General features: G+C 45.6%; 10 protein-coding genes. 8 read left to right on the forward strand and 2 right to left on the reverse strand.

All coding sequences use genetic code 11. The features are described from left to right. Positions 1 to 33: 33 nt before the first annotated feature. Entirely contained in the window at positions 34 to 882 is an 849-nt protein-coding gene (locus tag BUC30_RS03420) for a TIGR02147 family protein (RefSeq protein ID WP_073423527.1), read from the reverse strand. Positions 883 to 1,172: 290 nt separating this feature from the next. On the opposite strand from BUC30_RS03420, the gene BUC30_RS03425 reads away from it, so the two are divergent. The 5 genes from BUC30_RS03425 (at position 1,173) to BUC30_RS03440 (ending at position 7,059) form a co-directional block, all read left to right on the forward strand. After that, positions 1,173 to 3,524: an Ig-like domain-containing protein gene (locus tag BUC30_RS03425; protein WP_244536465.1), complete on the forward strand. Its 2,352-nt coding sequence runs from the start codon at positions 1,173 to 1,175 to the stop codon at positions 3,522 to 3,524. Between the two features lie 61 nt (positions 3,525 to 3,585). Further along, positions 3,586 to 5,223, forward strand: coding sequence for a LamG-like jellyroll fold domain-containing protein (locus BUC30_RS03430; protein ID WP_073423529.1), 1,638 nt, complete (start codon positions 3,586 to 3,588; stop codon positions 5,221 to 5,223). A gap of 400 nt (positions 5,224 to 5,623) precedes the next feature. Further along, on the forward strand, positions 5,624 to 5,788 hold the full coding sequence (locus BUC30_RS16030) for a hypothetical protein (RefSeq protein WP_170861492.1): 165 nt from the start codon (positions 5,624 to 5,626) through the stop codon (positions 5,786 to 5,788). A gap of 130 nt (positions 5,789 to 5,918) precedes the next feature. Continuing rightward, on the forward strand, positions 5,919 to 6,338 hold the full coding sequence (locus BUC30_RS03435; RefSeq protein ID WP_073423530.1) for a type II toxin-antitoxin system HicB family antitoxin: 420 nt from the start codon (positions 5,919 to 5,921) through the stop codon (positions 6,336 to 6,338). A 43-nt stretch (positions 6,339 to 6,381) separates the two neighbouring features. Next, on the forward strand, positions 6,382 to 7,059 hold the full coding sequence (locus BUC30_RS03440; protein WP_073423531.1) for a hypothetical protein: 678 nt from the start codon (positions 6,382 to 6,384) through the stop codon (positions 7,057 to 7,059). A 41-nt stretch (positions 7,060 to 7,100) separates the two neighbouring features. Here BUC30_RS03440 and BUC30_RS03445 read toward each other — a convergent pair whose 3' ends face one another. Further along, positions 7,101 to 7,766, reverse strand: coding sequence for a hypothetical protein (locus BUC30_RS03445; RefSeq protein ID WP_139260774.1), 666 nt, complete (start codon positions 7,764 to 7,766; stop codon positions 7,101 to 7,103). 117 nt (positions 7,767 to 7,883) lie between these two features. Here BUC30_RS03445 and BUC30_RS03450 point away from each other — a divergent pair, with 117 nt between their 5' ends. The 3 genes from BUC30_RS03450 (at position 7,884) to BUC30_RS16275 (ending at position 14,117) form a co-directional block, all read left to right on the forward strand. Further along, positions 7,884 to 10,196 carry a hypothetical protein gene (locus BUC30_RS03450; protein WP_170861493.1) on the forward strand — a complete coding sequence of 771 codons (2,313 nt, stop codon included), beginning with the start codon at positions 7,884 to 7,886 and terminating at the stop codon, positions 10,194 to 10,196. Between the two features lie 370 nt (positions 10,197 to 10,566). Next, positions 10,567 to 13,356 (forward strand): UvrD-helicase domain-containing protein, encoded by a 2,790-nt coding sequence (locus BUC30_RS03455; protein WP_073423534.1) that lies wholly within the window; start codon positions 10,567 to 10,569, stop codon positions 13,354 to 13,356. After that, complete coding sequence (locus BUC30_RS16275; RefSeq protein ID WP_244536466.1) at positions 13,353 to 14,117, forward strand: hypothetical protein; 765 nt, start codon at positions 13,353 to 13,355, stop codon at positions 14,115 to 14,117. The genes BUC30_RS03455 and BUC30_RS16275 overlap by 4 nt, the downstream gene beginning before the upstream one ends. Positions 14,118 to 14,156 lie beyond the last annotated feature (39 nt).

Consider the following 14,156-nt stretch of genomic DNA (forward strand, 5'->3'; position numbering starts at 1 on the left):
GTGTTTCGTTGTAGGATTTGATAGAGAGAAAAATTACTTTCCGCCAACAGGGAACAGCGCAAATTGCAACTGAAAAACTTTATCTGAATTCTTATCTTCTTCGGCGATGAGCGCAATTTCTTTGCGGAAGGCGTTGATGCGCTCCACGATGCGTTCGTAACCTTCCTGGCTTATGCCTAGAGTAAGCCCAGAAACATGACGCGAGCCCGGCGGGTCGCGATCAATAGAATCCGCAGCAAGCTTTAGACAATGCTGGTGGAAACCGCGCAGCGCAAGTTTTGACGTGCGGTCCCCCGTGCTAATCGCGCTCTCGGTGAGCACGTATTTGCCGTCATCCCCTTTCTTGATAAGTTCACAGTCTTCGAGCAACTTGACCGATTTTTTTGCCTCGTCCGCCGTCACATGCGGGTGGACCATTTTCGCAAGCGCTTCGTAATCGCCGTCAAAACCGAACATGCCGATAAGACTGCGAATAATCAGGTGCCGCCAATGCGAATACACCATGTACTGCGCATGCCCGAGAATATGCTGTTTTTCAGAAAAACGCACGACCTTGAGCGCCGCCTGCATTTCTTCAAACGCAGCATTGCGCTCCTCCATCGTATCCGCCTGATTGAACTTCACAAGCCCAATAAAAAACTCGGTCTCGTGCTTGCCCAGGCGCAACCCAGAAGCCACTTTCGGGATGCTCGCGCTCGAAAGATTCTTGTCGCCATTCATCACGCGACTGATGAAATCTTTGGCCTTGAACCCGATTTTATCCGAGAAAACGCGGAGCGAAAAGGCAGGGTTCGCCTCCTTCTTTGCGCTATAATAATCCTTCAAAAACTCCCGGTAGTCCAGGTATTCGAAGATTTTTTTCCCTAGTTTCTTTTCGCCCATGCCATAAATGTAAGAAAATTATGTTTTGCGGAGTATAAAAAAGCGACTTTAGCGTTGTCCAGAAACAACGAGAAATCAGCTTTCACGAGAAAAGCGCTTTGAAGTGCGCGCCGCAAGATTTAGATTATGGGTATGGGGGAATAATCCCCCTAATTGCAGCCCGCTTCGCGGTCTTCCATTACCCCCAATGCGGGCTTCAGACGCCAGCCCGCAACGCCTGGCTTAATTGCTATAAAGGGATGGAACAAGCCAAAAGTTGGGTAATCGCAAAAAAGTGAGGAACAATGGGTATGAAAGGTTTTGGTCACATCGCGCTTGCAAGCGTTGTCTCAATTTTCGGAATTTCCGCAGTACACGCGGCAGATGCGGCTGCAAAAATTCAAGCCTCTGAAGTCGTTACGCTTCCGTCCGACGCCGCTTACGGCGGTGGCGACAAAGTCGGTTCACAGCTGATTGCCGCCACGTACAACGCAGGGAATGGTCCCGGCATTTGGATTGTCGCCGATGGCGGTTACAGGCTCTACCACAACGGTTCACTCCTCGCCGAAGACAACCAGGCAGGTCGCGTGCGCTTTATTCCGATGACGTTCTTGCCTGGCGAAAACGCCATTTCTGTCGTGAGCGTGAACGGCAAAGGCGCCCCGGGCGTTCTCGTGCAAATCGACGACCTCGACAAATCTTACTATTCCGGCAGTGGTTGGAAGTCAAAGCCCGTCGTTGGCAACAACTCCTGGAAAAACAAGGGCCGCGACCTCTCGCAATGGGGAGGCGCCACAACGCTTTCTTACGCAAACAACAAGCTCCCGAGTGGCGGTGCGCTCGAAAATTTCGCCGCAAACACACAAGCGAAATGGATTTGGACAAGCGATGAATCCGACCCAACAGCAGTACTCCTTTTCACGTTCAACGTGAAAGCCGAGGGCTTCGGCGTTTCTACAACGGGTGGCGACGCAGGCAAAGTCGTCATTGCAAGCGATTCCGCAAGCATCCGCAAGTACTTGCAGAGCAACGATGCGGTCACGATTCTCGTGCCCGAAGGCACTTACGACTTTAGGCAATTCCGCAACGCCGTTACCGAAGCCAAAAGCAAAGGCCGCACCTGGTGCAAGACCACCTGCACCGAAAAGAATCGCGTGACCGGCAAGACCAACACGTTCTACCGCATCGCCTTCGAGAAAAATAGCTGCGCGAGCCTCGGTGAATCCGGACTTGAAATTGTGAAGGAATCGGACAATCTGCAGGCGTGGAGCAACTGGATTACCACCAAGCCTAACAAGAGTCTTGTGGGCATGGGCCGTGGTGCGAATCTGCGCGGAGCATCCATCGCCGTGCGCAGTAACGAAGGTTCAGGGAACCACATCTACCGCAACCTCGCAATTTACGATGTGAACCCGCACTTGATCGAAGGCGGCGACGGCCTTGAAACCGTAGGCACCGCCAGCAAGCACGTAGACAAATTCTGGGCCGACCATATCAGCTACAAATGGATTTCCGATGGCATGGACATGGAATTTGTTGACAACGCCACCATCAGTTATCTCGATTTTGACGGAGCCAACGAATACAACTGCTGGGGTACCGACCCTTACATGGCCCTCGTCGAAGATGCTCACCTGACTTATGCAAACAACTACTGGCACAATACCTACGGCCGCGTGCCGAAGGTCACCGGTGAAAACAACGGCTCGCAAGTTCATTTGTACAACCAGTACGTCGATTACAACCGATTCTTTGTCGCAGGCGCAAACGGTCACAGCGCAAACGCCAAGGCTTACGTGCGCTACGAAAACAGCTACATCAGCGATGGTCAAGGCTACCTCGCCGAATGGGGCGACAACGGCTACGTTTACTTTAGCGGAATTACGTTCGGGAACGGGACCAAGCAACAGCACCGCTACAACGGCACCGTGAAAAGCGGAGTCCCACAAGCAGAAACATTCAACCCGAGCTACAGTTTTGAAAAGCGCAATGTTGCAGACCTCCCGAAAGAAATTCCGAACCTCTCGGGCGTCGGCGGACGCTACGGCAAAATGCCCGAATACAACCAGGGCTTCGGTCAGAGCAACAAGGCTGCAAGCGTAACGCTCACCGCACCTGCCGCTGGCGCAAAAATCACTGCAAGCGCAGACGTGACCTTAAAAGCCGACGCCAAGGACAACGACGGCTCCGTGAAAAGCGTAGCATTCTACGTCGGCAACACGCTCGTCGGAACATCGACCACTGCGCCGTACCAAGTCTCCGCCAAGAATCTCGCCGCAGGCACACATTCCGCAATCGCCGTCGTGACGGACAATTCCGGACTCACATGGATGTCTGAATACGTAACGTTCACAGTCGAAGGCGCGGTAGAATCTAGCAGTTCAACAGTCGCTGAATCCAGCTCTAGCGAAGTTTCTTCATCGAGCGTCGCGGAATCTAGCTCCAGTGCGACCCCCGCAAGCAGCTCCAGCGAAGGGACCATCGGCATCGCCTCCCCCATGCAGCGCGCGACCGAAGCCGAAGCAGGCTTCTACCGCATCTTTGACATTCAAGGACGCCCACTGTACTCCGGCAACAGCAAGCCCGCCAAGATGCCCGCTGCGCACGTCATCGTGATTGAATACTCCAAAACAGGCAAAACATTACGCCACTATATCCAATAACGATTACTATAGCGATTAATAGCCCTCCCGCTTTTAGCAAATCTTATATATATTGGTATCAATGAAGTTCTGCAAAAACATATTGGCTGTTTCAATTGCGTCCGCCGCAATTTTTGGAGGTTGCTCCTCCGACAGCCATATTGCAGGCAACAGCGCCGAGACGGGTTCTCCTGAACTCGCCGGCATTTTCCTTTTAGATAACGGCAAGCCCGCCGCATTTGCGCGCGTGCATTGCGTCCCTAGCGACTTTGACGCGGCCTCAGGCGAGCTCCCCGCCGCCTACACCACGGAAACGGATTCCACAGGCTACTACAGCCTCGATTCCATTCCTGCAGGCACTTACGCCGTCGAAACTTTCCATGAAGAATCCGGCAAGCGGTTCCTCGTACAAAACGTAAGCATCACCGAAGACGATTCCATCGCCGTTAGCGACACACTCCGCGCACCAGGCTCTGTCGAAATCGCTTTCAACAGCCTCATTGAAGACGGCACGTCCGCCGTGGTCACAATCCCCGGAACGACCATTTTACGCAAAGTGATCGTTCACGGACAAAAGGCCATTATCGACAGTTTGCCCACCGACACGCTCGGTCTCAGAATTTATATAGAAAACGACACGTTGGATTACGGGGATGTCTTCGTCAAATCAGACACGACCGTCCAGACGCTCATCAACTATCCCCACATCGAATACACGTTCGTCGCCCCGCTTGCACTCCCCGAAGGCAAAGACACGCTCTCGTCTTTTGTGAGCGACATTCCGCTTGCGCTCCGCCTGACCGCAGGAAACAGCGACATCGATACACTCGCTCGCTTGCAAGGCCGCTGGGAAGTTGTACGCATTTCAAAAGAAGGCAAACGCAGCAAAAAGCTCCCGATTGTGAATTCAGTCTTTGACGCAAAAGAAGCCATTTTCTGGGTAAGCGTGGATTCATTAAACGTCTCTGACTCGCTAGAGCTTTCGTTCAACAACGCGCTTGAATCAGGTTACGCTCACGATGTATTCCCGACTAACCGCAGCTATTCGCTCGTGTACCACTTCGATAGCGAAACCGACATCAAGGACGATGCCGAAAAGGGCTATTTCCACGGATCGCTAAGTGCCACAGAAACGGGAACCGAAACGGTCGAAAACCGCAACGCAGACGGTGTACTCGGCACATCCATTACGCTAGACGCAACAACTTCAATCATCGCGACAAACTCCGCGAAGGCAGACTCCACTCGCAAAGTTAATTTGTCCTTTGACGGCAAGCAGTTCTGTTTTTCACTGTGGGTCAATCTCGAAACGCTAAAGCAACAGACCATCTTTGAAAAAAATGATGAATACGCACTCCGCTACAATCCTGATCAAGGCTTTGTCGTAGAATTCTACGCCACGGACACCGTAAGTTATAAACAAACGTGGGCGTCCGGCACAAAAGGAATTGAAGCAGGCAAATGGACATTCATTGCATTCAGCAAGCATTCCATACCGCAAACAAATTACTTTATCAACGGTACAAAAATCGAAGCCGAAGAAACCCGCAGCGATTGGGATGGCAACCGAGAATTTGCAGACTTTAAAATCGGCGGATTCAACGGGAAAATAGACGAGCTCATGCTCGGTAGCGCATTCCGCGACGATTCCTGGACTCGCCTCACCTACCTCAATCAAAAGCCCGAAAATTCCTGGCCAAAACTTTCCGCGAGAAAGTAAGCTAGCATTTCACCGCACTTAGCGGATTCATTTTTTTGAGCAAAGACCTCTTGCCAATCGACTTTTGCAAGTTTACATTTCAAATGCTCAAATGAGCAAAAAAATCAAGGTTCTGTCGGGCCAGGCCGTACTTTTGGGTCAAAACTGCGAAAACGCTGCGAAAATGACCCTCTGGCTCTGTTAGGCCAGGCCGTATAGCTGCGAACATGCTGCGAACCGCCGAACGGTCATTTCAGCGTAAAAACATCGGTCATGCAGCCGAAAAACAGTTTTGGAAGGGCTTACGGATTGATGATTTTTTGCTAGCCGGGCACAAGTGTACAGTTTAGCCCGACAGAGCCTTAGATAGTCGTTTAAAACATCTGCGTTTATAAAGCTTGTACGCAGAAAGGAGCACAAAATGTACAGCACCGCCAATGGCACCGTCACCGACGCCCAAGCCGCCGAAATCGATTCCCTCAACAACGAAATCTGGAAAAACTTCTGGAGCATCCCCCGCGAAAAACGCACCAAAGCAGATTGGGAAAAGCTGCTCGACATCCAAATATTGGTGAAAAAGGGGTGAAAATAGAGCGGCATTCTCTATTTTTATAAATAAATATATTGACAAATAAATAAATATATTGTATTTTAAACAATGAAATTTAAAGAAATCTGCGATTACGCAAAAAAAGAGAGGCTGGGCCCCACAACCCATGAATTACGCAGCGAAAATTGAGAAAGACAAGGACATGGGCTTCGTAGTTTCGTTCCCCGATCTGCCCAACGTGAACGCGTTCGGCGACACGCAGGAGGAAGCGATCAAGCAGGCGAAGGACGCGCTGGACGGTGCGATGGAATGCGACCTGGATCTCGGCAACACGATGATTCTCCCCAAGACAATGCCCGATTCCGACAAGGGGCTCTACCCGGTCGAGCTTTCCCCGCGGATTGAAATTGCGTATAAACTATTCGAAGCCCGCAGGGGCCAAAAGAAAAGCGAGGTGGCGCGTCGTGCAAACATCACCCCGCAGGCTTACCAGCGTTTCGAGACTCCGAAGGGCTCGCCTTCCGTCGAAACGCTCTACAAGCTGGCACACGCCCTCGGCAAGCAGCTCGTGGTCGAGTTCGTGTAATAAGAACATTTCCATGGCGAGGTAATATGGCCGAAAAAAAAACGTGGCAAGCATTATCAAAGGATTCCTCAACAAAAAACTACCCGAAAAGCTAAGCGATAATGACTGTTATATATACAACGAGTTCTCGCTGCAGCATGAATTGGGCATTCACCTAAGAAATGAACTTGGAGAGGGTTATAAGGTCCAGTTCGAAAGAAACATCAAGGACCTGCAAATAGAAATCAACACCAAAAAGAACGATAACTGCGAATACGAATGCAAGTCGAAATCCGAAATCGACATCATCGCATCATCTCCCAAACAAGAGAGGCTGGCCGCTATCGAGCTGAAGTTCCCCAGAAACGGACAACATCCCGAACAAATGTACAGTTTCTGTAAGGATATCCGGTTTATGGAAGACGTTTCGAAAATGTTCGGGCCCGCGAATGGGTTTGAAAAGACCTTTTGTCTGACTCTAGTTGATGACAAACTGTTCTACTCCGCAGAAGGCGACCTCACAACAAAAGATATCTATAGCTATTTCCGAACAGACACAAAAAAGGACATACCCTACGTTGCGGAAAAAGTATTCAAGCCAACAGGCAATAAAAAAGATGAACCAAAACAGTACTTGACAATTAAGGGTTCGCATCAAATTGAATGGAAATCACTGAACATAAAAAACAGCGAAAAAACGTACAAGTACTATTTCCTGGACGTAACAAAGAAAAAGCCATGAAAGGAACCCCTTCATGGCTTAGTTCAGTTATTTAGCGAAAGTTAAAAGATTTTCATTTTCAGCAAGGACCAGATCTTCGCAGCGAAGCTCCGTTCCGCGACGCCATAATCGGCAAGAGTGCCGAAACCAACGCAGAACGCCTGATCTTGCCTAAAACGATTAGGCACGCAATAGCAAACAAGATTCTCGCCCGAAGAGGTCTGGAAACCCGTATCGAAGCAGAAATTCCCGTTCTCAAACATTCTCCAACCATTACGGCCTTCAAAACAATTGGAAACACGTTCTACTGCCTCGATATTGCTCACATGGCGCTCACTGGATCGATGCACGAGCATGCCAAATTTCCTAGGCGAATCCTTTACATACACTTTTTTAAAAAACAAGTTATTGAATTTCATAAAAACCCTTTGAGGCATTGGCCTCTGAAAAACTCCAGAAGCCAAGGGAATAGGATGGCCTATTCCCAACTGGCCCTGGTTCTTTAATCGTTCTTTATCTGGATAATGCCGGTCGCTAGCAACCAGCTTATATATTGCGGCGAAGACGGTCGTCACCATCAACGCACCTACTATACATTGCGAAGCCACCAATACAGTATCGCTATTGCCAGCAACGCCACTAACAATTGATGGCCACAAGCTCAGCAGAAGCACAAAGGGCAATCCCTGGACCATCCCAAGGGCGACTTGTGAATTCCTATCAAGCATCGTAACCATCCTTCTATTCATCGTCCAATCCTAGGAATTAGACCTTCTACTACAAGCCCTTCTTCTCGGAAGCCTTAAGGATGACATCCAAGATGGAAACGGCGACAGAGCAAAAAAATGCAGCTGACTTCAAAAAGTTCCACATTTTTGATCCCCTTTGTTTGTCCGGGCCCTGAATTGAACCCCAGCAAACACAAATCTAATCACTTTTTCGTCTGCCGTCAAGATTTTTATGCAAGAAAACGAAATTTCTGCGTAAAAATTATCGACAACCACGGTTTCCAGCAAAAATTATTGATTTTTCTCCATAAAAATTATAGTTTTACTCAAAAAAAAAAAAAAAAAAAAAAAAAAAAAAAAAAAAAAAAAAAAAAAAAAAAAAAAAAAAAAAAAAAAAAAAAAAAAAAAAAAAAAAAAAAAAAAAAAAAAACTCTGGAGCCCACGATGTTCAAAAACTTCCCCGAAATCGAGACCTACTTCAGGTCGCAAAAACTCCCCCTATATCTCGCTCCGTACATCGGCGACAATTACGCCTCTCACCAAATACTCGTCTTAACGGAATCATGCCGAATTCTTCCCCGCATTTCCACATTTGAAGACGCCACAAAGTTCTATGCTGGCGAGTGCCCCATGACAGAGAAAGAACGGGATTCAATAGACATGGCCTCGCGAATCGAAAGAAAACAAGGAGCCGTTTACGAAACCATTTTAAAGATGCTGCAAGATAACGGACTGACCTACGACGACGTCATGGTGCACAGGTTTCTCTTACGCCCCATCACGACACAAAACAATCCTTTCGAGTTGCCTCAGCTAGATTATCACAAAAGTGCCGAGACATTCCGTGAAATCGTTATTCGCGCCCAACCGCAAAAAATTGTTTTCTGTGGCGACCACCTAGACGATCTCGTAGAGTCAACCTATACACGCCAATACAACCAATCATTCAAAAATTTCGCCAGCAAGAATGGGATTGAATTAAGAAACGTTTCCAATCAAAGCGATTGGAACTTGACCAATTTCATCGCAAATACTTCCAATGTTCATGGGAAGGCGAAATACAAACTACTCTCTCAAGCTTTTGACGTCGCCATAGATAACGACGACAAAGCGCGCATCATCGCTTTAATCCGCGAGTTCCAAAAAGAAGTACTTTTTAAAAACCCCGGAAACGAGCTTGAAGACAATTTCTCAGAATCATCCGAAGAACAGAAAGCCATCCGCAAACAAATAACCGACAAAGCCCGCGAACAACGAAACGAGAACCGTCAAAAGGCACGCTCAGAAAACGAATATTGGAACAGGTATATTGAAAGGGCGCTCAATCTGTGCAAAGGACACCCCGAACACTACCTGTTACCCTACATAGGAAACAATTACCTAAATGCGCCCATTCGAATCCTGTCGCTTGGCGAATCGCATTACAAAAAAGCCAAAACCGACGGCTCTAGACCCGACTTGGCAAACGACACTACCATTGACGTTTTTCTCGGAAGTTACCAGTGGAACAGTTGGGATTTTCGCAACGACACATTTTCCGAAAGCATTAAGTACATCGCCGTCCCCAACTATTGCCGATGCTATAGGAAAGTCGCTTCCATGGTAACCGGCATGGATCAGGCTGACTCTGATTTCGTTTACGACAACATTGCCTTTGCAAATTTCTTTCAATGCGCAGTGAGTGACGCTTGGCGGGACATAAAAAAAGGTGACTGGGTTACGCAAGTGGATATTGACGAAGCCAACCACAATCTGTTTAACGTTACATTGCCCAAACTAAAGCCTCATTTGGTAATTGTATGGGGAAAGCGTTTACGGGATTGCATGAAGAAAGAAGGAATTATCAGCAGCCCGATAAAAGATCACGACGAATTCTTCAAATACGAAGGCATCCCAGACACCTTGTTCCTGCAGATTCCCCACCCGTCTTCTTTTGGAAAGGGTGGTTGGGGAAAACACGTATTGAAAAGTTGGGAACTAGTAAAAGAAATGTATCCAGAAATAGCGACCTTGGCAAAGCCGCACCCCGCAAGTGAAGAAGTAAAGAAGATTTATGGGCAGCTAAAAAACACATTTGGCGGCTTGTTCCAATACTTCTTTAGCGACTGCTCTACAGTTGTTCGGCTGTTTCCCATAGAGAATGGCATCGCTAACGGGAAATCACCCAAAGTCATGTATCTAGAGGCAACTTTTGACAAGCAAATGAATGCAAAAATCAGGTTCTATACAAAAGACTATAAAACCGACTCTGCAAAAGAAATCTTAAGTCATGCATGTTGGGACCTCCCTCAAAATATCTGCGACAACAGTGAAAATGGGAAAATCTTATTGGCTTCCTTCAAAACGGGAACCCCGTTTGATACCACTATCTTAAAGTTCATTGATATTGCACAACGAATGGTTGCTTATAGAGATGCCGTAAAGTGGTAAACAATTATGCCCCCCCTTGTTTTTTTTGGGGGGGGTAACTATATTCCGAACATCCTTTTGTAACCCACACAAAAGGCGCTTTTGGGTTGCAAACCATGATACTAGACTCTTCGCAATAAAAACCGCAAATCTATGATACAGACTGTTTGCGGTTCTTTTCTTCAAAATTTTTAACGAAAAACGAATTTCCGTTTCGTTTTTCATCGTCTCGTTGGTTAGCGTATGCCCCTGCTTTAGCCAACGTTTTTACCGAGGCAAAGGATTTCAAAAAAAATAGCAAGAGATTCGCTCAAGAACACTCTTTCAGGGCTGTCATACCGTGACCAACGTGACGACCATTCCTACACATTCATGGCCTTAGGGATTGCTTGTGGGCTTAGCGTATCAAGTTTCAACTGTATTAAAACTCAATCCCGCCCGATTCCGTCTGTTTTCGGCAAATATTTACTCGGGCAACTTCATCTTTATGTATATTAATCTTGTAATGAAAATACTTGTCCTAGAAAGCGTTGTCCGGAAAACGAATCTTTTGGGTGATTATGGCAAGACTCCTGTTTCCAAGGAGGTCCTAGACCGCATTTTCAACGAACTGGAGAATCTTGTCAAAATATCGGAAGAAGGGGATATCCAAAGCCTTAGCAGCTACCTAAAGATGAATAATGGTAAAGAGCTCAAGGGCGGTGCAGACCATATCTGGAAATACCAACTTAATGACGGCGACAGGATCCTGTATACATGGGGAAAATATCTGCCTTATCTCCGAACCGAGGATAAAGACGCCCTAGTTTTGCTTGCCTATGCAACCCATGACAAACAAGGTTTGGCAGGCAAAAATATGCCCCCAAAGCAAAAGTATGTGGAGGCAAAAGAACTTTTAAGAACGCGTACTGAATTCACAGTAGAGGATATCAAATCTCCCGAAGACTGGGAAGCCTTCTGCGAATTGATTTTTGAAAATTCCTTTCAAGCAAATCACGCCATATACATTGCGGATAGCGAAACCCTAGCCAAAACCGATATCGAATATCTTGATGTTGAACTAACGCCCAAGCAAGGCGACATCATTGATCATTATAAAGACTTCCCGCAACCTACATTAATTCTCGGTGGAGCGGGAACAGGCAAAACCGTTTTGGCAGTTCATTTTCTGAACGATTACGCATCTTTAAGACGAGCGTATTTTACCCAGTCAAACGAACTGTTGAATTACGCAGAAAAAAGGTATGACGCCATATCAAAAGATGAAAACACTATTCGACCTGATTTTTTGAACATCAATGATTTCTGTCGAAAACTTATAGATGCCGAAGACCTTAAATACAAAGATTTCGTTGAAACAAACCGCTTTGTAAAAGATTTTGTAAAAAGGAATCAGTATGTCACGGATATCCTGGACAAAAACAACCTTACGCCAATAGACCTATGGACCGAAATTCGCGGGGTTATCAAGGGCTTCACAAGTGAACGCTGGACAAGGACTAAGCGATTCAACCAGCAAGAACTTAATAATGCTGAGATACGGAACTTCAAGATACTCGAAAAGAACGGTTTCATTCAAAGAAACGAAAGGAACAAGCAACTATTCACGCTTGTCACCGGATATAAAAAGATAGATGCATCCAATCTGGATGAAAATGCAAAAAAACTGCTAAAAGAATTCATCGATTATACGCATTCTTTTGACCCATCCATCAAGGAGCTTGATGCCGAAGAATACAAATCCCTTGACGAAGAAGTTTCCATGGTTGAAACCGCAAAAAGGGATTGCATTTACAAATGCTATCTTAAATACAAAGAATGGCTTGAAACCAACAATCTCTATGACGACAACGATTTGGCATTAAAAGCTATCGCACATTTGCAGAAATTTCCAATTGATCCTTATGACTTTATCGTAGTTGACGAAATACAAGACTATACAGAAATCCAAATTTACTTATTGTATTCCATTGCCAAAGAGTTTTCTGTCACTCCAAAGAAAAAACAGAACAATGAAAACTGCAAAGCAAAAACAGGAATCGTTTTTGTTGGCGACAGCAAGCAAATTATAAACCCTACCGTATTCAATGAACGAAAACTCAATCGCTTATTCTTCAATGATGATGCAGGAATAGAACTGAACGTTGAGCACCTAGATGTCAATTTCCGTTGCAAACAGGAGGTAGTCGATCTTGCGAACAGGATTTCCGAGTACCGAAAGAAATACATTGCCGCACAAAAACTCGACAATAAAGAAACCAGCATCCACAACGGGGAAAAACCGGTAGCGCTATTATGCACGCCTAACAACGTCAACCTACTGATAGAAGGGCTAATTAGATTCCCAAATGTTGCGATACTAGTACCCAATGAAAAAAACAGACAGGATTTGATAGAACGATTCGGACGTGAAAAATACGAGCAGGCAAGAAACGCCTTCATATATACAGTTTCTGAAATCAAGGGCATGGAATACAAGTATGTAGTCTGCTACAATATGCTGACGGATTACAACGAGATGTGGAAAATTATCACTAGCGGTCAAGCATCCAAAAAGACACGATACCGTTATTATTTCAACCTGTTTTATGTTTCAATCACTAGGGCTCAAGAATACCTGTGCATCCTAGAAGCAAATAAAGAGAACAGTCTATTCTCTGCATTAGAAAAAGAGGGGAAATTATTAAACTCCATCACGCAATTTGACACCGAAAATCTATTCCTGAATAATCTAAATAACGGGGAAACAGATTGGCTCTTGGACGCCAAGGCAAATGAAGATGCCGGCAACTATGACAGGGCAGCAGCAAGCTATCAAAAAGCCAAAGTTGATATAGAGAATGTTTGGCGGTGCAAGGCAAAAGCGGCAGAAAAAAATCGTGATTACGATACATGCGTCAAATATTTGCTAGTCGTTGAATCCAGTGATCTGAAAATCAACAAGCTTGATTACCTGACCAAGTATGTACCTGAACTGACACCTGATAGCCCCTTAAAAAATCTGGCCGATGTTTATTTGCATCCTGAACAATTTTCCCAGAAACACATTCATCTAGACAGCTCTCTAGAAGAGTTCTACGGCAATTCAGAAACTTCGGAATATCGCTCCGCATTAAACGAATTTGTAAAAAGAATCAATCTTCATATGAAATCCATTCTTGAAAAAGAGGTCGGCATATGACATCAACAGAAAAGTTAATAGAAGAGTTGGCAAAGTCCTTTTCTGAATCATTGACCCTGATTCAGAATTCAAAAAAACAGCTCGATAAAATTCAAAACGAAATTTCGCCTGAGATAAAAAAAATGTCCGATGAATCTCGCTCCCGCTTTGAGATGTTTGAGAAAAAAACTCAAGACATTTTGCAAATAATGGAGCAAGGGGCTGCTAAATTTGAACATAGCTGCAGAACAGTTCTTGAATCAATTGCTTTACACAAAAAGGACCTCGACAATAAATACGATGCATCCTTCGACACGTTGGCTAAATACGAAAAACAACTCGATTCCCACTACAAATCAGCAATCGACGCCTTGATTAAGCACGAGGAAGAACTTGATCGTAAATACGAATCGGCTATTCAGATTCTTACTAAACGCATAGATGAATTTAATCATATAACTGCTTCTAGGAATGAGCAAAACAAAGCAAATTTCCAATTGGATGACAAAGCAATAAATGAATTAAGAGATTTACGCAATAAATTGGCTCACAATGTAGTCGAGAAAAAACAACCCATCAAGAATGATCAAATCAAACCCAAAGACTGGGCCAGTGAACACGGAGTCAAAGTTGATGTTGTCATGAAACTATTGCGCGATGCCGGAGTTGTAGTTAGAACGCACATGTCCAAAGTAGACGCTTCCGAATACGCAAAAATCGAAAAAGCTGCAGAAGAAGAAAAACTCAAACAGGATGCACGCAATAAAAATTCACAAAACTAAACTATATAATAAAAACAATTGTCAAAAAAACTGCTAAAC

The sequence above is a fragment of the Fibrobacter sp. UWB7 genome (assembly GCF_900142945.1).
Classification (GTDB): Bacteria; Fibrobacterota; Fibrobacteria; order Fibrobacterales; family Fibrobacteraceae; genus Fibrobacter.